The sequence below is a fragment of the Microbacterium sp. FW305-3-2-15-F-LB2 genome, assembly GCF_058787255.1.
In genome coordinates, this window is the sequence record NZ_JBYSZO010000001.1 from 1,921,915 (window position 1) to 1,945,077 (window position 23,163).

At 70.0% G+C, this 23,163-nt stretch carries 21 protein-coding genes and 1 tRNA gene; 7 read left to right on the forward strand and 15 right to left on the reverse strand.

The window, feature by feature from the left end:
* Window positions 1–9: 9 nt before the first annotated feature.
* On the reverse strand, window positions 10–2,169 hold the full coding sequence (locus tag AC3WLZ_RS09370) for an ATP-dependent DNA helicase RecG (RefSeq protein WP_492469841.1): 2,160 nt from the start codon (window positions 2,167–2,169) through the stop codon (window positions 10–12).
* Window positions 2,170–2,218: 49 nt separating this feature from the next.
* On the opposite strand from AC3WLZ_RS09370, the gene rsmD reads away from it, so the two are divergent.
* The gene (rsmD, locus tag AC3WLZ_RS09375) at window positions 2,219–2,782 is read left to right on the forward strand and encodes a 16S rRNA (guanine(966)-N(2))-methyltransferase RsmD (RefSeq protein WP_492469842.1); all 564 of its coding nucleotides are present in this window, start codon (window positions 2,219–2,221) and stop codon (window positions 2,780–2,782) included.
* Between the two features lie 9 nt (window positions 2,783–2,791).
* Here the strand turns inward: rsmD and thiL are convergent, their stop codons facing one another.
* Window positions 2,792–3,784, reverse strand: a complete 993-nt coding sequence (thiL, locus tag AC3WLZ_RS09380) for a thiamine-phosphate kinase (protein ID WP_412924706.1) — start codon at window positions 3,782–3,784, stop codon at window positions 2,792–2,794.
* A gap of 25 nt (window positions 3,785–3,809) precedes the next feature.
* Here thiL and AC3WLZ_RS09385 point away from each other — a divergent pair, with 25 nt between their 5' ends.
* Window positions 3,810–4,313 (forward strand): DUF3515 family protein, encoded by a 504-nt coding sequence (locus AC3WLZ_RS09385; protein ID WP_492469843.1) that lies wholly within the window; start codon window positions 3,810–3,812, stop codon window positions 4,311–4,313.
* A gap of 24 nt (window positions 4,314–4,337) precedes the next feature.
* Here the strand turns inward: AC3WLZ_RS09385 and AC3WLZ_RS09390 are convergent, their stop codons facing one another.
* From AC3WLZ_RS09390 to leuC, 6 genes are all read right to left on the reverse strand, one after another.
* The gene (locus tag AC3WLZ_RS09390; RefSeq protein ID WP_412924708.1) at window positions 4,338–5,423 is read right to left on the reverse strand and encodes a D-alanine--D-alanine ligase family protein; all 1,086 of its coding nucleotides are present in this window, start codon (window positions 5,421–5,423) and stop codon (window positions 4,338–4,340) included.
* Complete coding sequence (locus AC3WLZ_RS09395) at window positions 5,323–6,459, reverse strand: NAD(P)H-dependent glycerol-3-phosphate dehydrogenase (protein WP_412924709.1); 1,137 nt, start codon at window positions 6,457–6,459, stop codon at window positions 5,323–5,325. The genes AC3WLZ_RS09390 and AC3WLZ_RS09395 overlap by 101 nt, the downstream gene beginning before the upstream one ends.
* Window positions 6,449–7,189, reverse strand: a complete 741-nt coding sequence (locus AC3WLZ_RS09400) for a lysophospholipid acyltransferase family protein (RefSeq protein WP_492469844.1) — start codon at window positions 7,187–7,189, stop codon at window positions 6,449–6,451. Before AC3WLZ_RS09400 ends, AC3WLZ_RS09395 begins: the two co-directional genes overlap by 11 nt.
* Window positions 7,190–7,192: 3 nt before the next feature.
* Window positions 7,193–8,566 (reverse strand): UDP-N-acetylglucosamine 1-carboxyvinyltransferase, encoded by a 1,374-nt coding sequence (murA, locus tag AC3WLZ_RS09405; protein WP_492469845.1) that lies wholly within the window; start codon window positions 8,564–8,566, stop codon window positions 7,193–7,195.
* A 63-nt stretch (window positions 8,567–8,629) separates the two neighbouring features.
* Window positions 8,630–9,226, reverse strand: a complete 597-nt coding sequence (gene leuD / locus AC3WLZ_RS09410; RefSeq protein WP_492469846.1) for a 3-isopropylmalate dehydratase small subunit — start codon at window positions 9,224–9,226, stop codon at window positions 8,630–8,632.
* Between the two features lies 1 nt (window position 9,227).
* Window positions 9,228–10,709 (reverse strand): 3-isopropylmalate dehydratase large subunit, encoded by a 1,482-nt coding sequence (gene leuC / locus AC3WLZ_RS09415; protein ID WP_412924713.1) that lies wholly within the window; start codon window positions 10,707–10,709, stop codon window positions 9,228–9,230.
* 233 nt (window positions 10,710–10,942) lie between these two features.
* On the opposite strand from leuC, the gene AC3WLZ_RS09420 reads away from it, so the two are divergent.
* Both AC3WLZ_RS09420 and AC3WLZ_RS09425 read left to right on the forward strand, forming a co-directional pair.
* Window positions 10,943–12,286 carry an O-acetylhomoserine aminocarboxypropyltransferase/cysteine synthase family protein gene (locus AC3WLZ_RS09420; RefSeq protein WP_492469847.1) on the forward strand — a complete coding sequence of 448 codons (1,344 nt, stop codon included), beginning with the start codon at window positions 10,943–10,945 and terminating at the stop codon, window positions 12,284–12,286.
* Entirely contained in the window at window positions 12,283–13,596 is a 1,314-nt protein-coding gene (locus AC3WLZ_RS09425; RefSeq protein ID WP_492469848.1) for an LLM class flavin-dependent oxidoreductase, read from the forward strand. The genes AC3WLZ_RS09420 and AC3WLZ_RS09425 overlap by 4 nt, the downstream gene beginning before the upstream one ends.
* Before the next feature lie 6 nt (window positions 13,597–13,602).
* Here AC3WLZ_RS09425 and AC3WLZ_RS09430 read toward each other — a convergent pair whose 3' ends face one another.
* Window positions 13,603–14,667 (reverse strand): TerC family protein, encoded by a 1,065-nt coding sequence (locus tag AC3WLZ_RS09430; protein WP_492469849.1) that lies wholly within the window; start codon window positions 14,665–14,667, stop codon window positions 13,603–13,605.
* 152 nt (window positions 14,668–14,819) lie between these two features.
* On the opposite strand from AC3WLZ_RS09430, the gene AC3WLZ_RS09435 reads away from it, so the two are divergent.
* Complete coding sequence (locus tag AC3WLZ_RS09435; RefSeq protein ID WP_412924717.1) at window positions 14,820–15,374, forward strand: RNA polymerase sigma factor; 555 nt, start codon at window positions 14,820–14,822, stop codon at window positions 15,372–15,374.
* Window positions 15,371–16,459 carry a DUF4349 domain-containing protein gene (locus tag AC3WLZ_RS09440; protein ID WP_492469850.1) on the forward strand — a complete coding sequence of 363 codons (1,089 nt, stop codon included), beginning with the start codon at window positions 15,371–15,373 and terminating at the stop codon, window positions 16,457–16,459. The genes AC3WLZ_RS09435 and AC3WLZ_RS09440 overlap by 4 nt, the downstream gene beginning before the upstream one ends.
* A gap of 118 nt (window positions 16,460–16,577) precedes the next feature.
* Here the strand turns inward: AC3WLZ_RS09440 and AC3WLZ_RS09445 are convergent.
* A tRNA-Glu gene (locus AC3WLZ_RS09445) sits at window positions 16,578–16,653 on the reverse strand.
* 218 nt (window positions 16,654–16,871) lie between these two features.
* Between AC3WLZ_RS09445 and AC3WLZ_RS09450 the strand changes: the two genes are divergently transcribed.
* Window positions 16,872–17,510 carry an MBL fold metallo-hydrolase gene (locus tag AC3WLZ_RS09450; RefSeq protein WP_412924719.1) on the forward strand — a complete coding sequence of 213 codons (639 nt, stop codon included), beginning with the start codon at window positions 16,872–16,874 and terminating at the stop codon, window positions 17,508–17,510.
* A 176-nt stretch (window positions 17,511–17,686) separates the two neighbouring features.
* Here the strand turns inward: AC3WLZ_RS09450 and AC3WLZ_RS09455 are convergent, their stop codons facing one another.
* From AC3WLZ_RS09455 to AC3WLZ_RS09475, 5 genes are all read right to left on the reverse strand, one after another.
* Window positions 17,687–17,956 (reverse strand): HPr family phosphocarrier protein, encoded by a 270-nt coding sequence (locus AC3WLZ_RS09455; RefSeq protein WP_063257512.1) that lies wholly within the window; start codon window positions 17,954–17,956, stop codon window positions 17,687–17,689.
* 27 nt (window positions 17,957–17,983) lie between these two features.
* The gene (locus AC3WLZ_RS09460) at window positions 17,984–20,047 is read right to left on the reverse strand and encodes a PTS fructose transporter subunit IIABC (RefSeq protein ID WP_492469851.1); all 2,064 of its coding nucleotides are present in this window, start codon (window positions 20,045–20,047) and stop codon (window positions 17,984–17,986) included.
* 20 nt (window positions 20,048–20,067) lie between these two features.
* The gene (locus AC3WLZ_RS09465) at window positions 20,068–21,033 is read right to left on the reverse strand and encodes a 1-phosphofructokinase family hexose kinase (RefSeq protein ID WP_412924721.1); all 966 of its coding nucleotides are present in this window, start codon (window positions 21,031–21,033) and stop codon (window positions 20,068–20,070) included.
* Entirely contained in the window at window positions 21,030–21,815 is a 786-nt protein-coding gene (locus tag AC3WLZ_RS09470) for a DeoR/GlpR family DNA-binding transcription regulator (protein WP_412924722.1), read from the reverse strand. Before AC3WLZ_RS09470 ends, AC3WLZ_RS09465 begins: the two co-directional genes overlap by 4 nt.
* Before the next feature lie 165 nt (window positions 21,816–21,980).
* Window positions 21,981–23,150, reverse strand: coding sequence for a substrate-binding domain-containing protein (locus tag AC3WLZ_RS09475; protein ID WP_492469852.1), 1,170 nt, complete (start codon window positions 23,148–23,150; stop codon window positions 21,981–21,983).
* Window positions 23,151–23,163: the final 13 nt, after the last annotated feature.

A 23,163-nucleotide genomic window follows, 5' to 3' on the forward strand; every position in this document is an offset into this window, starting at 1 on the left:
GCCTACCGATCACGACTTGGCCAGGGCTGCGCGCTCCTCGACACCGACGCGTCGCTCGAGAGCGGCGGCGAGTCCGGGATGGCGCACGAGCGCGGGGTCGTCGGCGAGCACCGTCTCGGCGGCGGCGCGGGCTTCGACGATGAGATCGGCGTCCGTGACCACCCGCAGAAGCCGCAGCGACGACCGCACGCCCGACTGTGCTCCCCCGAGCACGTCCCCCTCACCGCGGAGCTCGAGATCGACCTCGGCGAGCTCGAACCCGTCGAGCGTGCGAGCCACGGCCTCGACGCGAGAGCGTGACGACGTCCCCGGTGCGGCCTCGGTCACGAGCAGGCACAGGCCCGGAAGTCCGCCGCGGCCCACGCGACCGCGCAGCTGGTGGAGCTGCGAGACGCCGAATCGGTCGGCCTCGAGGATCACCATGGTCGAAGCGTTCGGGACGTCGACGCCCACCTCGATCACCGTCGTCGCCACGAGCACGTCGATGTCGCCGCGCGCGAACGCCTGCATCACGGCATCCTTCTCATCGGCGTGCATCTTGCCGTGCAGGATCTCGACGCGGATGTCGGCGAACGCCGGCAGCGTGTCGAGCAGAGCCCGCACCTGCACGACGCCCCACCGGGTGCGCGTGTCGGCTCCGTCGGCCGGTTCGTCACCGACCTCGTCGGAGGTCAGCTTCTCGGCGTCGATCGCGGCGCACACGACGAACACCTGGTGCGTCTTCGCCACCTCCTCGGCGACGCGGTCCCACACCCGAGCGAACCACCCCGGCTTCTCGGCGAGCGGCGCGACGAACGTCTGGATGCCGGCCCGCCCCGCGGGCATCGTGCGGATGGTCGAGACATCGAGGTCGCCGAACACCGTCATCGCGACGGTGCGAGGGATCGGCGTCGCGGTGAGGACCAGGGTGTGCGGCGACTCGCCCTTCGCGCGGAGCGCCTCGCGCTGGTCGACACCGAAGCGGTGCTGCTCGTCGACGACGACGAATCCGAGATCGGCGAACGTGGTGGTCGAGCTGAGCAGCGCATGCGTGCCGACGACGATCCGCGCCTGACCGGATGCCACGCGGAGCGCCGCGCGACGACGCTCGGCGGCCGGGAGCTGCCCGGTGAGCAGAGTCGGCATGAGCTCGGGCGCGAGCTGCGGGCCGAGCATCTTGGCGATCGACCGCACGTGCTGGGCGGCCAGCACCTCGGTTGGCGCGATCAGGGCGGACTGCCCGCCGGACTCGGCGACCTGGAGCATCGCGCGCAGCGCCACCAGCGTCTTCCCCGAACCCACCTCGCCCTGCACCAGACGGTTCATGGGCCAGTCGCCGACGAGATCATCGGCGATGCGGGCACCCACGCTCTCCTGATCGGGAGTCAGCGCGAACGGCAGGCCCGCGTCGAAACGCTCCAGGAGGCCGCCCGGGGCCGCGGGCCGCTTCGTCGCCGACAGCGCGCGGACGAACTGCCGCTGCTGCAACAGCGCCGTCTGCAGCACGAACGCCTCCTGCATGCGCAGGGTCGCCACCGCGGGAGGGATCTCGTCATCGTGGTACGGGCGGTGGATGTGCTCGAGCGCCATCCCGGCACCGACGAGTCCATGGCGTTCACGCAGCTCCTCGGGGAGCGGGTCGTCGATGGCACCGAGACCGTCGAGGACGAGGGCGATCGTCTTCTGCACGAGCGGGCTGGGCACGGTGCTCGTGGCCGGATAGATCGGGATGGGCCGCTTGGAGTTCACCTCGGCCTCGGCGCGGGCCTCTTCGAGATCGTCGAACAGCGAGTAGTCGGGGTGCGTCAACTGCGTCTGCCCCCGGTACTCCCCCACCTTGCCCGAGAAGATGCCGCGCCGACCCGGCGTGAGGTCTTTGAGCCGCCACGACTGGTTGAAGAACGTCAGGGACATCCGCCCGTCGCCATCGCTGATGATGACCTCGAGCAGTGATCCGCGACGGTTCTGCATCCGCCGCTCCGTCGCACTCACGACCTCGGCCACGATGGTGACCGGCTCGCCGATCGGCAGCGTCGAGATCGGGGTGAGCTCACCGCGCTTGGCATACCGGCGCGGGTAGTGCTCGAGCAACTCGCCGACGGTCTTCATGCCGAACGCGCGCTCGAAGGCGGTGGCGGTCTTCCCGCCGACGGCTCCGTCGAGTCGGGACGACAGCGTGAGACCGGGCATGCTCCGAGTCTAGGCACGGCCCCGGACACGCGGTTTGTAGGGTGAGACGGTGACACGCATCATCTCCGGCCGCGCCGGCGGCACGGTCCTCGACGTCCCCCCGAAGGGCACGCGTCCCACGAGCGACCGTGTGCGCGAATCGCTCTTCGGCGCCCTCGACTCCGCCGACCTCGTCGACGGGGCGCGCGTCCTCGACCTCTACGCAGGCTCGGGCGCGCTCGGGCTCGAGAGCCTCAGCCGCGGCGCCGTGTCCGCCGACCTCGTCGAGCTCTCCGCTCCGGCGGCGACCCTCATCCGCAAGAACGCGGAGCGGGTGCGCGCCGCCGGCGTCACGGGCACCGCCCGGGTGCACCGCGCGAACGCGGCGACGTACGTCGAGGCCTCCGTGGCCGAGTGGGACCTCGTGTTCCTCGATCCGCCCTACGACGTCTCGGATGACGAGGTCGCGCGGATCCTCGCCGGGCTCGCTCCCCGGCTCAGCCTGGATGCCACGATCATCGTCGAGCGGGCGAAGCGCTCCGCCGCGCCGGATTGGGCGGCCGCCGGGCTGGAGGCCGATCGGGACCGCACGTACGGCGACACGACGCTGTGGTGGGGCCGCCCGCTCGCCTGAGCGCCGCGGTCAGCCGCGACCCGCGTCCCAGTCCCGGTAGGGGTCCCAGCCCGTCCGTCCCGTCCACGGTCGACCATCCACCGTGATCGCGACCTCGCCGCGCTCGGCGACCGTGCCGACACGGCGACCGAGACCGACCGTCCCCCCGGGGAAGGTCACGAGAAAGCCGTGATCCTCTCCCCCGGCCAGCGTCGACACGGGGTCGTCGCCGAGAGCGTCGGAGTCGAAGGCGATCGTCACGCCGGACGCGTCGGCGAGGCGCTCGGCATCCAGGGCCAGTCCGTCCGAGACGTCCATCATCGCGGTGGCGCCCGCGTCAGCAGCGGCCAGCGCGGCGCCGATAGGGGGCCGCGGGCGCAACTGACGATCGAGGGCTTCCGCGTCCTCGCGACTCAGCGCCGCCCGTGCCTCCGGCGTCACCGGGATCGGCGCTCCCGCCGTGTCGACGAAGCGGGAGAAGAGAACGTCCAGACCGCGTGCCGCGACGCCGAGGTCGCCGATGACGTGCACCGCGTCCCCCGGCCGGGCACCCGAGCGCAGGACCGGATCGCGGCCGTCGAGGCTTCCCAGGGCCGTCACCGCGATCGTCAGCGTGTCCGAGACGGTGAGGTCGCCGCCCTCCACCGCACACCCCGGTGCCAGCTCGGCACAAGCCCGCGCGAGACCGTCGGCGAGACCGTGGACGAACGACAGCGGAGTGTCATCCGGCATCGCCAGCGCCACGAGGAGCGCGATGGGCCGGGCGCCCATGGCGGCGACATCGGAGAGGTTGACCGCGGCGGACTTGTACCCGAGATCGACCGCCGATGACCACGCGAGGCGGAAATCCGGGCCATGCACCAGCGTGTCCGTGGTGGCGACCACGCGTCCGTCGGGAACCGCGAGCACCGCCGCATCATCGCCCGGCCCTACCGGGGCGGAGGAAACGGGGAGTCGTTCCAGGATGCCGCGGAGCACCTGCCCCTCGGACAGCTCCCCCACGGTGGTCTCGGCGTCTGTCACCCTCCCACGCTATTAGCCTGGAGGGGTGCCCCGCTCCCGTCGTTCCCTCGCGCTGATCGCCGTCCTCGCTCTGCTGCCGGGTCTCGCGGCGTGCAGCACGACGGTGTCGATGGAGGCCGCCAAGGGCGCGAACGACCCCGCGTGCGCCCAGGTCGTCTCGCGCCTGCCCAAGACCATCTCGGGCCAGGAACGGCGATGGACCGACGCTCAGGCGACCGGCGCGTGGGGCGATCCGGCCGCCATCCTGCTCACCTGCGGGCTGGAAGCGCCCGGGCCCTCGACGCTCCCCTGCCGGCCGTTCGACGGCGTCGATTGGCTCGTCGACGAATCGCAGGCCGACCAGAATCGCTACACGCTGACGACGTTCGGGCGCCAGCCCGCCGTGCAGGTCTACCTCGACTACGCCGCGGCCAGCAGCGCCGACGTGGCCCAGGCCTTGGCGCCGCTGATCCGCGAGTACCTGCCCGCGACCGGTGCCGTCTGCTCGTCGCCGTCGGACGCGACCCCCGCGCTGACCCCGACGCCCTGACGACGCCCGCGCCCGCGCGACATCTCAGTCGCGCGCGAGCGCCGCGTCGAGGACGTCGCTGATCAGGTCGGGATACGACAGCCCGGAGGCGATCCAGCACGTCGGGAACATCGAGATCGGGGTGAACCCCGGCATCGTGTTCACCTCGTTCACGTAGAACTCGGTGCCCGTGTAGAAGAAGTCGACGCGCGCTAGGCCCTCGCCGCCGAGCGCCTCGAACGCCTGCGCCGCGATGCGCTGCATCTCGGCGAGCTCGCCGTCCTGCAACTCGGCGGGGCACACGAGGTCCACCCCGGGGACGTTCAGGTACTTGGCCTCGAAATCGTAGAACTCGCGACCGGTGACGACGATCTCACCGGCGACGCTCACCCGCACCGGACCGCCGTCGCGGCCGGGGAGGACGCCGCACTCCAGCTCACGTCCGACGATGGCCTGTTCGACCAGCACCAGACGATCCTCGGCGAAAGCCGTGTCGAGGGCGGCATCCAGGTCTTCCCAGCGGGAGACCTTCGTCACACCGACGCTCGATCCCGCCTCGTTGGGCTTGACGAACACGGGCAGGTCGAGGGATCGAATGCGTCGCTCCCACAGGGCTCGATCCCGCGCCAGGTCGGCGCGCGTCACGGCCACCCACGGCACGACGGGCACACCGGCCGAACGCAGCACGCGCTTCGTGACGTTCTTGTTCATACCGATCGCCGACATCAGGACGCCCCCACCGGCGTATGGGATACCCAGCAGCTCGAGGAGTCCCTGGATCGTGCCGTCCTCCCCGAACCGCCCGTGCAGGATCGGAAGCACGACATCGATGTCACCCAGAGACCGCTCACCGTCGGCATCCGTCACCGTCCACTCGCGCGAGAGGACAGAGTCGGGCAGTCGCACCCGCGTGCCGTTGTCGACCACCTCGGGCAGCGCCTCGGGACGCAGCGCGAACTTGTCGGGATCGTCCTCTTCGAGCACGAAAGCGCCGTCGCGGGTGATCCCGACCGGAATCACCCGGAACCGCTCACGGTCGATCGCCCGCAGCACCCCGCCCGCCGTGGCGGAACTGATCGAATGCTCGCTGGAGCGCCCGCCGAAGAGCACCACCACCGCCGGTTTGGTCATTCTGCGTCCTCTCGCCCTGCGGCTGGTCGTCGTCGGTCGTGAGATGGGGCGCGATGTCGCGCGGATTCATTGTGCCGTCGAGCACCATCTTCACCTGCCGCACGATCGGCATGTCGACGCCGACCTCGCGCGCCAGCTGCAGGACGGGGGCGACGGATGCCAAGCCCTCCGCGGTCTGCTGCATCTGCTTCACCACGTCCTGGTAGCTGTACCCCTGCCCGAGCAGGCGCCCCGCCGTGTTGTTGCGGCTGAGGGGCGACTGACACGTGGCGATGAGGTCGCCGAGACCGGCCAGACCCTGCAGCGTCTCGGGCTGGGCCCCCTGCGCGACGGCGAAGTCGGTCATCTCGACCAGACCGCGCGTGATGATCGACGCTTTCGTGTTCTCGCCGTAGCCGACCCCGTCGACGATGCCGATCGCCACCGCGATGAGATTCTTGAGCACGCCTCCGAACTCGGTGCCGATGACATCGGTGTTCACGAACGACCGGAAGTAGCGGTTGCGGGCGCGACGGGCGACCGCCTCGGCGGTCTCGGGGCTGAGCGAGCTGATGACGGCCGCGGTCGGTTGCTCTCGGGCGATTTCGAGAGCGAGATTGGGACCGGATGCCACGGCGATCCGCGCGGGGTCGCACGACAGCACCTGCTCGATGACCTGGCTCATGCGAAGCCCCGAGGCCTTTTCGACGCCCTTCATGAGCGACACGATCGGCGCATCGGTGTGGTCGACGAGAGGCTTGACCGCCGCGAGGTTGTCGCGCAGGGCTTGGCTCGGGATCGAGAGGTAGATCTGCTCGGCACCGTCGAGTGCCTCGGCGAGACTCGTCGTCGCGGTCATCGTGCGCGGCAGGTTGATACCCGAGAGGTACCGGCTGTTGCGCTTGGACTCGGTGATTTCGGCCGCGAGTTCGGGACGCCGAGCCCACATGACCACGGAGGCGCCGCCGTCGGCGAGGATCTTGCCGAACGTCGTGCCCCAGCTGCCGGCCCCGACGACGGCGACCTTCGGCGCGGGCGCCTCGCTCTTACGACTCAAGGCGGCCCGTCTCGTTCTGTCCGTGCTGCGACGGGTTCCAGCGCTCGGCCGGCGCGGGGAGACCCCGCAGGCCGGACAGCATCTCGGCGATCCGGGCCATGAGGGCGTCGGTCGCTCGCGTGAGAGTCGCCGGCTGGGTGGCGGTCGCGCGGTACTCGGCGACGTCCATCGCCGGGCCGAATTCCACAATCACGTGCGAGCGGCGCGGGAACCGGAGCTTGCCGTAGCGGGGAAGGATCTGCTGCACGCCCCACTGTGCCATCGGGATGAGCGGCAGATCGCCACCGAGCGCGAGACGAACCGCGCCCGACTTGCCGCGCATCGGCCACAGCTCGGGATCGCGGGTCAGCGTGCCCTCGGGGTACACGATGATGCCGCGGCCGTCGCGGGCGATGTCCTGCGCGGCCTTGATGGACTGGTTCGCGCTCGCGGACGTCCGGGGCACCGGCACCATGCCCGTCGCGCGGAGCGCCGAGCCCAGCACGGGAACCTTGAACAGACTCTCCTTCGCCAGGAAGCGCGGCGCGCGGCCGGCGCGCCAGACCGCCACGGCGACGATGAGCGGGTCGAACTCGGAGTTGTGGTTGGGCGCGAGGACGTAGGCGCCCTCGTGCGGCAGGTTCTCGACTCCGCGCAGCTCGATACGGGCGAACAGCCCCACGAGGGGGACGACGACGGCGGCGAGGGGCCAGAAGGCGCTCGGTCGGCTCTTCTCCGGGGACGCCGTCACGGCTCAGCCCACGACGTCGAAGTCGGCGTCGAGAGCGGTGAGCTTCTCGAGGAACTTCTCGTATCCGCGGCGGATGATGCCGATGTTGCGCACCGTCGACTCGCCCTCGGCCGCCAGCGCGGCGATCACGTAGCTGTATCCGCCCCGGAGGTCGGGCACCTCGACGTCGGCACCGTGCAACGGCGTCGGGCCGTTGATGACGGCGGCCTGCTCGAGATCGCGGCGCGGAACGCGGCGGTCAGGGCTCGCGATGCCCTGGGGGTGCACGACGATGTCGGCGCCCATCTTGTTCAGCGCCTGGGTAAAGCCGAGGCGGTTCTCGTAGACCGTCTCGTGCACGGTCGAGGTGCCGTGGGCCTGCGTCAGCGCCACGATCAGCGGCTGCTGCCAGTCGGTCATGAAGCCGGGGTGCACGTCGGTCTCGACCATGACGGGCTTGAGGTCGCCCCCGCGGCGGAAGAGGATGCCGTCCTCGCGGACGTCGAACCAGCCGCCGGCCTTGCGGAAGACGTTGAGGAACGTCAGCATGTCCTGCTGGCGGGCGCCCTTGGCGAAGATCTCACCGTCCGTGGCGAGGGCGGCGCACGCCCACGAAGCTGCCTCGTTGCGGTCGAAGATCGCGCGGTGGTCGTACCCGACCAGGCGGTCGACGCCCTCGATGAAGATCACGCGGTTGGGCTCGTACGAGATGATCGCGCCCATCTTCTGCAGCACCGCGATGAGGTCCATGATCTCGGGCTCGATCGCGGCGTTGCGGAGTTCCGTCACGCCCTTGGCGCGGACCGCGGTCAGCAGCACCTGCTCCGTCGCACCGACGCTCGGGTACGGCAGCGTGATGTTGGCGCCGTGCAGACCGTTCGGCGCCGTGATGCGGATGCCCTCGTAGCTCTTGTCGACCACCGCACCGAAGGCGCGCAGCGCGTCCATGTGGAAGTTGATCGGTCGATCACCGATGCGGCATCCACCGAGGTCGGGGATGAGCGCTTCGCCGAGCAGATGCAGCAGCGGACCGCAGAACAGGATCGGGATGCGCGACGCGCCGGCGTGCGCGTCGATCTCCTCGAAGTGCGCGGCCACCGCGCCCGAGGGGTCGAGGTGGAGCGTGCCCTCCTCGTCGCCTTCGGTGACGGTCACGCCGTGCACCTCGAGGAGCGAACGCACGACCTTGACGTCGCTGATGCTCGGCACGTCGCGGAGGGTGCTCGTGGTGTCGCCGAGGAGCGCCGCCACCATCGCCTTGGTCACGAGGTTCTTGGCCCCCTTGACCTCGACCGTGCCCCGCAAGGGACGCCCCCCGCGGATGGCGAGGGTTTCGGCCTGATCCCAGCCCGGCTGCGCGGTGACGGGGTCTCCGGAGTCGGTGACGAGTGTGCTCATAGGGGGGTAGACCTCACTTCGTGGACGAGGGGCGGCGGAACGGCCCGATCGGGCCGACCGGGCTTAGCGGACCGGGAGGGTCCGCGGCCGCCATGCCTCGCGGCGCGCCTCGAACTGCGCGATCTTGTCTTCGTTGCGCAGGCTGAGCCCGATGTCGTCGAGCCCTTCGAGAAGCCGCCACCTAGTGTAATCGTCGATGTCGAACGAGACTCGGAGGTCGCCGAGTGTGGCGGTTCGCGCCTCCAGATCGACGGTCATCTCGACGCCGGGCTGCGCCTCCACGGCCCGCCAGATGCGCTCGACGTCCTCTTCGCTGACGACCCCCGTGACCAGGCCCTGCTTGCCCGAGTTGCCGCGGAAGATGTCCGCGAACTTCGGGCTCAGAACCACGCGGAAGCCGTAGTCGCGCAGAGCCCAGACAGCGTGCTCGCGGCTCGAGCCGGTACCGAAATCCGGGCCCGCGACGAGGATGGATGCCGAGCGGAAGGCATCCTGGTTCAGGACGAACTCGGGGTCCTGCCGCCAGTTGGCGAACAGCGCATCTTCGAAGCCCGTCTTGGTGACGCGCTTGAGGTACACGGCGGGGATGATCTGGTCGGTGTCGACGGCCGAGCGCTTCAGCGGGGCCACCACACCGGTGTGGATCGAGAACTTCTCCATGTCAGGCCTCCGCCCCGGTCGTGACGGTCTCCGCGGGCAGCGGCTCCAGGTCGGCGGGGCTCGAGAGCGTGCCTCGAACCGCCGTTGCGGCGGCGACGAGCGGCGACACCAGGTGCGTGCGTCCGCCCTTGCCCTGGCGCCCCTCGAAGTTGCGGTTCGACGTCGAGGCGCAGCGCTCGCCGGGGGCGAGCTGGTCGGGGTTCATCCCGAGGCACATCGAGCAGCCCGCGAAACGCCACTCGGCACCGAACTCGGTGAAGACCTTGTCGAGCCCCTCGGCCTCGGCCTCCAGACGAACGCGCGCCGACCCGGGCACCACCATGACGCGCACGTTCTCGGCCTTCGAACGGCCGCGGATGACCGACGCGAAGGCACGGAGGTCTTCGATCCGACTGTTGGTGCACGAGCCCATGAAGACGGCATCCACGGGGATGTCCTTCATCGGCGTGCCGGCCTGCAGATCCATGTACTCCAGAGCCCGCTCGGCGGCCGCGCGCTCGTTCGGGTCGCTGATCTCGGCGGGCGTCGGCACCACGTCGGAGAGCGACACGCCCTGACCGGGGTTGGTCCCCCATGTGACGAACGGCTCGAGCTCGTTCGCATCGAGGAAGACCTCGGCGTCGTAGACGGCGCCCTCGTCGCTGGGGAGCGTGCGCCAGTAGGCGACGGCGTCGTCCCAGTCCTGTCCCTGGGGAGCGTGGGGCTTGTCCTTGACGTACGCGAAGGTCGTCTCGTCGGGGGCGATCATGCCCGCGCGGGCGCCGGCCTCGATGGACATGTTGCACATCGTCATGCGCCCCTCCATCGACAGAGAGCGGATCGCGCTGCCGCGGAACTCCAGCACGTAACCCTGGCCGCCGTTCGCACCGATCTTGGCGATGATCGCGAGGATGATGTCCTTCGCCGTGACGCCCGGCTTGAGGTCGCCCTCGACGGTAATGGCCATGGTCTTGAACGGCTTGAGCGGCAGCGTCTGCGTCGCCAGCACGTGCTCGACCTCGCTCGTGCCGATCCCGAACGCCATCGCGCCGAACGCGCCGTGCGTCGAGGTGTGGCTGTCGCCGCAGACGACGGTGATGCCCGGCATGGTGAGACCCAGTTGCGGTCCCACGACGTGGACGATCCCCTGCTCCTTGTCGCCCAATGAGTGGATGCGCACGCCGAACTCCTCGGCGTTGCGGCGCAACGTTTCGATCTGGGTGCGGCTGGTGAGATCGGCGATCGGCTTGTCGATGTCGAGCGTCGGGGTGTTGTGGTCCTCCGTCGCGATCGTCAGGTCGAGGCGGCGCACCGGGCGACCCTCGGCACGCAGACCGTCGAACGCCTGGGGGCTGGTGACCTCGTGAACGAGGTGGAGGTCGATGTAGATGAGGTCGGGCTGGCCGTTCTCGCCCTTGACCACCAGATGGTCGTCCCAGACCTTCTCGGCCAGGGTGCGCGGACGATCCGGAATGTGGATGCCGTCGATCGATGTCGTGCTCATGAGACTTGCGTTTCTCCTCGAATGGGATGTGAGGCCCCGCGACGAACTCCGCGACGAGAAAGGCCTAGAACAAGGTCTCGTCGCGGCCGCTAAGGAGGAGGCCGAAGATCCGCACCTCGTCACGATACCACCGGGCAAACGCGCGCTCTCCGCGTAACACGGCGCCGCACGTTTGGGCGCGGAGCGCCTCCGCGTGCGAGCCTGTCGCCACGCCGCAGGAAGGAGAGTGCCGAATGGGCACGCAGGATGACACCGGGTTCTCGACCCGTCAGGTGCACGTGGGGGCATCTGTCGCGCCGGCTTCGCCTCGAGCCACGCCGATCTACCTGACCGCGGGCTTCACGTTCTCCGACCTCGACGAATCCGCCGCGCACTTCGCCACCGGCAGCGGCTTCGGCTACACCCGGACCGGCAACCCCACCGTGCAGGCCGTCGAGGAGCGCATCGCCTCCCTCGAGGGCGGCGACCAGGCGATCCTCGTCTCGAGCGGCCAGGCCGCCGTCACCGTGGCACTCCTGGGACTCCTGGATGCCGGTGACCACATCGTCGTGTCCGAGCACATCTACGAGGGCACGCGCGGGCTGCTGCTCGACAACTTCTCGCGCCTCGGCATCCAACCGACGTTCGTCGACACCTCCGACCTCGATGCCTGGCGCGCAGCGATCACGCCGCGAACGAAGGCTCTGTTCTCCGAGACCCTCTCCAACGCCCGCAATGACGTGCTCGACGTCGCCGCCGTCGCGGCCATCGGTGCGGAGCACGGGATCCCGCTCGTCGTCGACAGCACGTTCACGACGCCCTACCTCCTCCGTCCGATCGAACACGGCGCCGCCATCGTCGTGCATTCGGCGAGCAAGTTCCTCGCTGGCCAGGGCGCCGTCCTGGGCGGGGTGATCGTCGATGACGGGCGCTTCGACGCCGCGGCATCCGGTCATCTGTTCCCTCACCTCGTCGGCACCGACCGGCTCGGCGGAGCGAGCTACGCCGAGAAGTACGGACGCCGTGCGCGAGGGCAGTACCTGCGCGAGAGCGTCGCTCCGCGTTTCGGCCCGTCGCCGTCGCCGCTGAACGCCTTCCTCATCGGTCAGGGCGTCGAGACGCTCAGCCTGCGCGTCGAGCGCCAGTCCGCGAACGCCCTCGCGGTCGCCCAGTGGCTCCAGGCCCAGCCCGAGGTCGAGCGAGTCGACTACGTCGGTCTCCCCTCCCACCCGCACCACGCGCTCGGGCGGCGTTACCTCACCCGCGGCAGCGGCTCGGTGTTCACCGTCACGCTGCGCGGGGGGCTCGAAGCCGCGCGGCATGTCGTCCAGTCGGTCCGCCTCATCACGCACATGACGCACCTCGGCGACGTGCGAACGCTCGTGCTGCACCCGCAGAGCACGAGCCACTCGGCGCGCACCGTCGCCGAACGCGAGCGCGCCGGGGTCTTCCCCGGCACGATCCGTCTCTCGATCGGCATCGAGGACATCGACGACATCATCGCCGACCTCGCCCAGGCGATCGAAGGCACGGCATCCCTCGCCCTCGACGAGGAACTGACGGATGCCGTCGATCAGCACGAGGTCGTCGTCCTGTGAGCCGGCTGCAGCACTTCGGCTGGTTCCTCGCGCGCGGGTTCGGCCCGCACGGCTGGGGGCACCCGTACCTGCGGTGGAACCACCGGTGGACCGAGCCGGGGCTCTACCAGGACTCCGCCCGCACGCTCGAGCAGGCGGGCTTCGACCTGCTCATCATCGAGGACGCCCCCTCGCTCGGAAGCGCCGAGACCATCGACCTGCGGGTGCGTCACGCCTTCGGTGGCCCCAAGCACGACCCGTTGCTTCTGGCGCCGTACCTCTTCGCCGCCACGCAGCACCTCGGCGTGGTTCCCACGGTGAATCCGGCGGCCTCCCTGCCGTACACCGCGGCGCGCCAGTTCGCGACGCTGCAGCACCTCAGCGGGCACCGGCTGGGTCTGAACGTCGTGACCGATACGGGCAGTGCCCGGCATTTCTCGACGGCACCCCAACTCGGCCACGATGCGGCCTACGACCGCGCGGAAGAGTGGATCGACGGGCTGCGCGACCTCTGGCGCAGCTGGGGCGACGGTGCCCTCGTCGAGGACGAGGCATCCGGCGTGTACGCCGACGGCACCCGACTGGCCCCCACCCGGCATCGCGGCGAATACTTCGGTTTCGACGGTCCTCTCAACGCCGTTCCGTTCACGGACGGCGAGCCCGCGATCGTCTCCCCCGGCGGCTCCGGCCGCGGACTCGCGTTCGCGGGGCGAAATTCCGACGTGCAGCTCGCCCTCGCCCCTCTCGACGAGCAGAGCATCCGCGCGTATCGGGCACGCATCCACGCCGCAGCCGAAGCGGCCGGCCGCGCCCCGAGCGACATCAAGATCCTCTTCGCGATCCAGCCCGTGCTCGTCTCCTCGGCGGAGGAGGCCGACCGCCTCGTCGCGGCATCCGCGCATCCGGACGCCGCCGCCCTGCTCGCCATCGCCCGCAAGCAGTCGAGCGATCTCGAGACCGACCTCACCGGTCTCGACCTCGACGCCCCACTGGACCGGGGCATCTTCGGCGAGCACGTCTCGGAGGGCAGCATCCGCCGACTCGTCGGGAAACACGCACCCGACGCACCGTTGCGCTCGATCCTGGCCGCGCACGCGCGCCTCGGGCGTCTGAACGACGGCTCGGGCTTCGTGGGCACAGCGGACGAGTTCGCCGACCGGATCGAAGAGCTCGGCGACTGGGGCAACGACGGCATCCTGCTGTGGGGCGACCTGCACCCGGTCACCGTGCACCGGTTGCTCGACGATCTCGTCCCGATCCTTCGGCGCCGCGGCATCCTGCGCGAGGAGTACGTGCGGGGTGGGCTGGGCGCCAACCTGCGCGCGTTCTGACCGGTCTCAGTCGCGGTCGGGCTGCTCCACCGTGGGAGGAGTGCCTTTCTCGTCGGCGACCCGCGCAGCGGCGTCGTGCGGTTCTGCTGCGGCGGGCTCGCGCCGCGACGCGATCAGGCTCGCGATCGTCGCTACCGCCATCGACAGCACGATCACCACGAGCGAAACCCACGTCGAGATCTCCGGCGCCCACTCGACCGACTCCCCGCCGTTGAGGAAGGGGAGCTCGTTCACGTGCAGCGCGTGGAGGATGAGCTTCACGCCGATGAACGCGAGGATGAACGCGATGCCGTAATGCAGGAATCGCAGACGCTCGAGCAGGTCGCCCAGGAGGAAGTACAGCTGCCGCAGGCCCATGAGCGCGAAGAGGTTGGCGGTGAACACGATGAACGGGCTCTGGGTGATGCCGAAGATCGCGGGGATCGAGTCGATCGCGAAGAGCAGGTCGGTCACGCCGATCGCGGCGAAGACGATGATCATCGGCGTGAACACGCGCTTGCCGTCGATGCGCGTGAAGATCTTCTTCCCGTCGTAGGCGTCGCTGATGGGCAGAACGCGACGCAGCATGCGGACGATCAGGTTCTCGCGCTGCGTGTCGTCCTCGTGATCGTCGCCGGGGAACGTCTGGCGGATCGCGGTGTAGATCAGGAACGCGCCGAACAGGTAGAAGATCGGGCTGAAGTTCTCGATGATCGTCGCGCCGACGAGGATGAACGCGCCGCGCAGGACGAGCGCGATGATGATGCCCACCATCAGGACTTCCTGCTGATACCGCCGCGGCACCGCGAACTGGCCCATGATCAGCACGAACACGAACAGGTTGTCGATCGACAGGCTGTACTCGGTGAGCCAGCCCGCCACGAACTGCCCAGCGACCTCTCCCCCGGCCACGATCGCCAGCACACCCGAGAACGCCAGCGCCAGCACCACGTAGAACACGACCCACAGCGTCGATTCCCTCGGCGAAGGGATGTGCGGACGCGCCAGGATGATGAGCAGGTCCGCGGCGAGGATCAGGACGAGCACCACGAGTGTGACCGTCTGGAACACCGGGTCCAGCTGCAACTCCATGACGGGCCTTTCGTTCGGGGAAACGCTGAAGTCTATCGAGCCGCTATGCCGCGCGGCATCCCGACCGAGTCTTCCTGAGACGATCGCGCGCGAGCGGACACCTCTGAGTGAGAGAGTGCTCGCACGGGTGCCGGATCGAGGGAACGGATGCCATGACCGACGACGTCATCGACGACAGGGCGCTCGTCGCGCGCGCCGCCGGCGGGTCGGAGGACGCCTTCCGGTCGCTGTACCGCGCCTACGTGCGGCCGGTGTATTGGATCGCGTTCGGACTCGTCCACGACGAGAGCGACGCGGAAGACGTCGTCCAGGAGACGTTCGTCGTCGCCTGGCGGAAGATCCCCCAGCTGCGGTTGGAGGGCGCATCCCTGTTGCCGTGGCTCGCGACAGTGTGCCGTCTTCAGGCGCAGAACCGCCTCCGGTCGCGCCGGCGGCACGGCGAGAACGCCGAGCTCGACGAACGGATCCCCGCCCTCGTCGACGTCGAGAAGCAGGTCGTCGAAGCCGAGACGGTGACGGCGATTCTCGCGGCCGTCGAGCGCCTCGGCGATCTCGACCGCGAGATCTTCCGACTGTGCGCCGCCGAGGGCTACGGCTACCAGGCCGCCGCGGAGTCGCTCGGCGTCTCGCACGGCACCGTGCGCAACCGCCTCTCCCGCATCCGTTCCCGGGTGCGCGCCACCGCGATGGAGACGGAGACCCCATGACCACGCCCACTCTTCCCCCGCTCCGCTCCGACCGTGTGGATGCCATGGAGTCCGTCGTATTCGCCCGGATCGCCGACGAGCGCGCCGCACGTCGACGACGGCGTCGCAACGTCTGGACGGGCGTCGGGGCCGCGGCTGCCGTCGTCATCGTCGCCGCGGTCGTCGGACCCGCGCTCACCACCTCGGCCGGCACCTCGGGCTCGTCCATCTCGGGTGTGAGCGAAGCCGGCGGCGCCGTGGATCCCGGCCTGGGGATCGTCGACGGCTCGACCAACGAGGGGGCACGAGGCGAGAGCGCGCCGCTGGCTCCCGGTGACACCGCGGGAGGCGCCGTGAGCGACGCCGCAGCATCCGCGGGTTCGACGGCGGATGCCGGCCGCGACATCGTCGCCACCGGTTCCAGCACCGTCGAGGTCGACGATGTTCGCGCCGCCATCGCGCAGATCACGGACGCCGCGGCCGCCGCGGGCGGGTACGTGGAGTCGTCCCAGGTGGGCAGCGGCGGGATGCCGATCATCCCACTGGAGGGGAACGTCTCGCAGCCCGCGGCGTCGTCGGGCTGGATCACGGTCCGCATCCCGGCCGAGGCGCTGTCGTCCGTGATGGACGGGCTGTCCGCCGTCGGCGACGTGACGGCGAACAGCGTCAACCGCTCCGACGTGACCGAGCAGACGGTGGACCTTCGGGCGCGCGTCGCCGCCGGAGAGGCATCCGTTGCACGTCTGACCGAACTGATGGCGCAGGCCGCGTCGGTGTCCGACCTCATCGCCGCCGAGTCGGCGCTGTCCGAGCGCCAGGCGCAGCTCGACTCCGACCGGGCGGTGCTGAAATCGATCGAGTCGCAGGTGGCGATGTCGTCGCTCAGCGTCCAGCTGAACGAACGCACGACCACCGTGACCGCCGATCCCGCGGGCTTCGGCGACGGCCTGGTCGCCGGCTGGAACGGCCTCGTCGCCACGCTCAACGGCGTCGTGATCGGCCTCGGGTTCCTGCTCCCCTGGATCGCGGTGGCCGCGGTGGCCGTTCTGATCGTGTGGGGCGTCCGGCGCATCGTGCGGAAGCGTCGGGGGTCGCACGAGGCGTAGGCGAGCCCGGCCCCGGCTCCGCGCGAGCCGGGGCCTCCGGGCGGTCGGGCACATGGGCTCGTCGTCCAGCTCCGGCACGAAAAAAATGCCCCGACCATTCGGTCGAGGCATTTTTCGTTGGTGACCCCAGCGGGATTCGAACCCGCGTTACCGCCGTGAGAGGGCGGCGTACTAGGCCGCTATACGATGGGGCCGTTTTCGCAACCGTTCAAGTATGCACTACGCATGCCGCGCACGACAAATCGCCCCGCGGACGACTCGCATCCCGGGCGTGTCCGGCCCACGGTACCGCGCGAGCGGTTCCGGGGGAAGGGCGCGGACGGATCCGATGCGCGACGTTCACCCTGTGGCATCCCGATGGCTCACCGTCCAGCGGTTGCAGGCTCCCGCGCCGGAGAGTTGACTCGAACGCATGCAGGTCACCAAACACGAACACGCCGCTCTCGTTCTCACCGAGGCCGGCCACACCCTCGTCATCGACCCCGGCGTCTTCACGTCGCCGCTCGAAGACCTCACCGGGCTCGTCGGAGTCGTCATCACGCACGAACATCCCGACCACTGGACCCCCGAGCACCTCACACGGCTGCAGAAGGCCCACCCGGGCGTGCCGATCTACGGCCCCGAAGGCGTGCAGAAGGCGGCGGCGGGGTTCGACGTCATCCCCGTCCACCCCGGCGACACACTCGACCTCGGCCCGTTCCACCTCGAGTTCTTCGGCGGGAAGCACGCGGAGATCCACTCGTCGTTGCCGATCGTCGACAACGTCGGTGTCTTGGTGAACGACGCGTTCTACTACCCAGGTGACTCGTACACGGTGCCGAAGGGGGCGCACGTCCAGCTGCTCGCCGCCCCGGTGGGCGCACCGTGGCTGAAGATCGCGGAGGCCATCGACTACGTGCTCGCCGTCAAGCCGGCGCGTGCCTTCGCCACCCACGACATGACCCTCTCCGTGGCGGGGAAGCAGATGGGCGACGCCCGCCTCACCTGGGCCGTCGAGCAGAACGGCGGCACGTTCGTCGACCTCGGACCCGGGGATTCGACCGAGATCTGAGCGACTCACCGGGCCGAACTCCGGAGTTTTTGCGGCATCGCCCTGTCGGGCCACTCGTGGCAGACCGGCACCCGCATTTTCTCCGGAGTTCGGCACCTGCACACAACTGCACACCGAAACGCCGGATGCCACGAGCCCTGGGGCCCGTGGCATCCGGCGTTCTGTGACGCGAGTTCTTACTGCGCGTCGAGGTCGGTCTCGAGGAGCGCGACGAGCTCGTCGAGCGCCTGCTCGGCACCCTCGCCCTCGGCCTTCAGCGTCACGACGGTGCCGTGGCCGGCACCGAGCCCCATGAGAGAGAGGATGCTGCCCGCGTTGAGGTCTGGTCCGCCGGCGGCCGAGATGGTGACGGGCACCTTCTTCTCCTGCACGGCCTGCACGAAGAGCTTCGCGGGGCGGGCGTGGAGACCCGAGCTGCTGGCGATGGTGGCCTGACGTTCTGCCATGGTGATTCCTTTCGAACCGACGGGGTCTTAGGCGGCGACGGAGGCAGCAGGAGCGGCCTCGGTGACGGCGGCGTCCTTGGTGCTGCGACCGATGCCCTTGAGGGCGACGACGATCAGCGCCGTCACGACGGTACCTGCCGCAATCGCGAGGGCAAAACCCCAGAAGGGGTTGATGGCGAAGAAGACGAAGATGCCACCGTGCGGAGCGAACGACTGCACGCTCAGCCACATGCTGAGGCCACCCGTGATGGCACCACCCACCATCGAGGCCGGGATGACGCGCAGCGGGTCGGCCGCGGCGAACGGGATCGCCCCCTCCGAGATGAACGATGCACCCAGGAGCCAGGCGGCGGCGCCGTTCTCGCGCTCGACGGGGGTGAACCGCGGGCGGGCGAGGACGGTGGATGCCAACGCCATCGCGAGCGGGGGGACCATGCCGGCGGCCATGACCGCCGCCATGATCAGGTACGGCGTGGTGTTCGTCTGCGTCGCGGCTGCGAGGCCCGTGGTGGCGAAGACGTAGGCGACCTTGTTGACGGGTCCACCGAGGTCGAAGCACATCATGAGGCCGAGGATGACACCCAGGAGGATGGCACCGGCGCCGCTCGCGGCGAGGGAGGTGAGGCCCTCGGTCAGCCGCTCCATGAGCCACGCGATGGGGCGCCCGAGGAACAGGATCATCAGGCCCGAGGCGAAGATCGACCCGAGGAACGGCACGATCACCACCGGCATGAGGCCGCGGAGCCAACGCGGCGCGTCGAACCGGCCGAGCCACCAGGCGATGAATCCGGCGAGCAGACCGCCGATGATTCCGCCGATGAAGCCGGCGTTCATGAGCACCGCCACAGCGCCGGCGACGAAGCCGGGGGCGATGCCGGGACGGTCGGCGATCGCGTACGCGATGAAGCCGGCGAGCACGGCGACGATGAAGCCCATCGAGGTCGCGCCGATCATGAAGGCGACCGAGCCGAGGTACTGGCCCACCGGCCCGAGCGGCGAGGTGATGCCGTCGGTCGGGAGGTCCCACAGCGAGTTCTGGATGATGACGTTGGCCGCGTTCTGCGTGACCTGATAGCCCCCGAGCAGGAAGCCCAGCGCGATCAGGAGGCCGCCACCCGCGACGAACGGGATCATGTAGCTGACACCGGTCAGCAGCCACCGTTGGATACGGCGGCCCACCGACTGCTGACCCGCAGGGGCGCTGGCGGAAGCACCGGCCGCCGATCCCGCGACGCGCGGCGCATCGGGGTTGTCGACCGCGGCGACGGCTTCGGCGATGAGCTGCTTCGGCTGCTCGATGCCTCGCTTGACGCCGGCGCGGATGACTGGCTTGCCGGCGAAACGCTGCGGCTCGCGGACGTCGACATCGACGGCGAAGATCACGGCGTCGGCGTCGTCGATGACGCTCTGCGGAAGGGCCTTGTAGCCGCTGGACCCCTGGGGCTCGACGACGAGCTCGACTCCGTCGGTCTCCAGACCGGCGGTGGTCAGTGCGTCTGCCGCCATGAACGTGTGGGCGATTCCCGTCGCGCAGGCGGTCACGGCGACGATCTTCGTGGTCTTCGTGGCGGTGGCGGTGCGAGCCTCGGCGCGGGTCGTCGCGGGCGCGGCGGCAGCGGGGGCTTCGGCGGGGACGGATGCCGGGGTGATGGCATCCGTGATGATGCGCACGGCGTCGGCCGGGCTCGCCGCGTCCCGGAGACCGCCGGTGAAGTCGGGCTTCATAAGGCTGCGGGCGAGCTGTGACAGCACCGCGAGGTGCGCCTCGTCCGCACCCTCGGGAGCAGCGATGAGGAAGACGATGTCGGCGGGTCCGTCGGGCGCGCCGAAGTCGACACCGGGGGTCAGCCGAGCGAACGCCAGCGTCGGCTCGGTGACGGAGGCGCTGCGGGCGTGCGGGATGCCGATCCCGCCGGGGAGGCCGGTCTCGTCCTTCTGTTCCCGCGCCCATGCGTCGTCGAAGAGTTCCTGCGCGCTCGTTGCGCGGCCCTGCGCGACGACGCGCTCGGCCAGAGCACGGATGACCGACTGCTTGTCGGCTCCCAGGGGCGCGTCGAGGCTGACGAGCTCCGGTGTGATGATGTCGGACATTGTCTGGTGACCTTTCGTGGTCAGGATTCTGCGGTGAGGGTGGAGAAAACGGTCACGGCGATCGGCCCCGCGGGCAGATCGGCCGGCGTCGGGGCCTGCGTCCCCGGCAGGGTCGCCGCAGCTGCGCCGTACGCGATGCTGCGGGCGAGTCGGTCGGGAGCCGGAGCCCCCTCGAGGTCGGCGAGCAGGTAGCCGGCGAGCGAACTGTCGCCCGCCCCGACCGTGCTCGCGACGCGGATCTTGGGGGCGCGACCGCGCCACGCGCCGTCGGCGGTGAACAGCAGCGCTCCGTCCGCCCCGAGGGTCACGAGGGCGGATGCCACGCGCCCGGGAACAAGCGCGGCCGCGCGCCGCGCCGCCTCCACGACCACGTCGCCGTCGTCCGAGGCATCCTCGCCGACGAGCTCCGCGAGCTCCTCGTGGTTGGGCTTGATGAGGTCGGGGCGTGCCGACTCGACGACGGCGCCCAGAGCGGCGCCCGAGGCGTCGACCGCGATGCGGGGAGCACGCGCGCCCCAGCGACGCCGAACGGCGGCGATGATGTCGGCGTAGAAGGTCGGGGGCACACCGGGCGGCAGCGAGCCCGCGAGGACGAGCCATGTCGCATTCTCGGCCGCCGCGACCACACCTTCGGTGAGGGCTGCGGCCTCGGCGGCGGAGAGCTCGGCGCCGGGCAGGTTCAGCTTCGTCGTCTCTCCGCGCGGGTCGGTGATCGTGAGGTTGGCGCGCACGCGCCCCGCGACGGGCACGATCGCGAGGGCGACCCCCGCGTCGTCGAGGAGCAGCCGGTAGGGATCGTGGTCGTTCACCGGCACCACCGCGCGGGCCGCGGCACCGGCCGCCGACACGACTCGGGCGACGTTGACGCCCTTGCCCCCGGCATCCTCGCGTGAGGACTCGGCACGCTGCACTTCGCCGGGGAGCAGCGGACCGGCCAGCTGCACGGCACGGTCGGCCGACGGGTTGGCGGTGAGGGTGACGATCATGCGACACGCACCTCGGCGTCGGCGTCGGCGAGAGCCTGCGCCAGGGCATCGGGCGGGGTGGCGTCGGTGACGAGCACGTCGATCTCGTCGAGGCGGGCGAAGCGCACCAGCAGCTCCTCACCGAACTTCGCGGTGTCGGCGACGACGACGACTCGGCGCGCGGCCCGGATGATCGCGCTCTTCACCGCCGCCTCTTCGGGGTCGGGAGTGCTGAGACCGAATCCCGCGCTGAGGCCGTTGGTACCCACGAAGGCGATGTCGGGGCGCAGCTCCCCGATCGAGCGCACGGTGTGCGCGCCCACCGCAGCTGCGGTCACACCTCGGACTCTGCCGCCGATCGTCGTCAGCGCGATGCGTTCGTCTCCCGCGAGCAGGTGTGCGGCCTCCAGCGAGTGCGTGACGATCTCGACCTCGTGCGAGCTCTCCCCCAGGACGCCGGGCAGCTCGGCAGCGACAGCCGCGGGAGTCGTTCCCGCGTCGATGAAGATCGACCCTCGGAATCCGGGTGCGAGAAGACGCGCCGCCTCCGCGCCGATCGCCCGCTTGGCGTCACCCCGACGCAGGCGACGCTCGGACAGCGAGACCTCGGTGGTGCTCGCGCGATCAATGCCGACGGCACCGCCGTGGACGCGGCGAAGAGAACCGGTGCGTTCGAGGCGATCCAGGTCTCGTCGAACGGTCTCGGTGGTGACGTCGAAACGACGGGCGAGGTCGACGACGCTGACGCGTCCGATTTCGCGCAATTCGCGTTCGATGAGCTGCTGGCGCTCCATTGCGTACACGGGATCCCCTTCGAAGATTCCCACACACTACAACATGAAACAACACGAAGCAACGGTCAATGGAGCGCGAGCGCCGACGACGCACAGGCCTTCCCACACCGCGAGAGCGCGCAGACCGCGGCACGAGACGAGCTCGCACTGCGGTCTGCGGGAAATCGAGGCGGGTCAGGGAAGCGCGATCGAGGGATCCAGGAATCGGCTCGTGGCCAGCTGCTCCGCCGACAGCCCGTCGCGGATGGTCACGCCCTTCGCCGTCAGGATCGGCGTCACGATCGCCTGCACCTTCGCCACGCGCTCGGCGTCGAACGAGCCGAACGTGCCGTCGGCACCGTTGGCCGCGAGATCAAGCTCACGCTGCTGCACGGTCGAGTTCTCCGCCTCCTCGAGGGGGTAGACCCACCCGTTGTCGTACTCCTCCACCGCCTCCGCGATCATCGTGTTGGCCCGCGTCGGGTCCGCGAAGTAGTCGACGCTCGCCTGCTGGACCACGGGAACGAGCTTCGCGAGGCAGTCCGCCTGCCCCTCGATGTCGGCGCTCCTCGCCGCGAGGGCGACCGCGTAGATCGGGTAGCCGGTGTCCGCGACGAGCTGGTAGTCCAGGGGGCGACCCCACTCGGGGATGGCGTTCTCGTACACCCACGGCTCCACGGTCGCGAAGCCCTGCTGGGCCGCCGTGCCGTTCGCGGCCACGAAGGCCGCCGGCGTGCCGTCATACGACCCGTCGAGTTGATCGGTGCGCAGCAGGCCGGAACCGGTGAGGTAGTCCATGTACGTCGTGCCGTCGAAGTAGCGCACGGTCGCCGACGTCCGACCGAGGTCGGCGATGGAGTGCACGTCGGGGTAGGTCTCCGGGTCCCACATGATGGCCCACGGCGCCTTCTCGAACGTCGACATGACAGCGGTCGTCGGCAGGGCGTCGGATGCCGCGATCGCATCGTCGGTGTTCACCCAACCGAGAAGGATGTCGGGATCGGTGTACATCTGGGCAGGTACCCCCGAGAAGCCGATCGCGGGGCCGCCGGCGCGGATCTCGACGTCGACACCGGTCCACTCCCCCTGAGACATCAAGGGGCCGGAGACGCTCTTCTTCCCCGCGTCGATGCGCGCATCCGAGCCGAGGAGGGTGAACAGCCCACCCTGCTCCGCCTGCGGGTTCCAATCGGTCTGGATCACGACGGTCGCCGGACATACCGAGGAGAGATCGACGCCTCCGATCGGCATGTCGGAGGCGGATGTCGCAGTCGACGCACCACCGGAGGCGGCGCAGCCTGTGAGGGCGACGGCGATGACGGCGCCGGCGGAAAGGGCGGACAAGGGACGAGGGAGCCGGGTCATGAGAGTTCTCCTT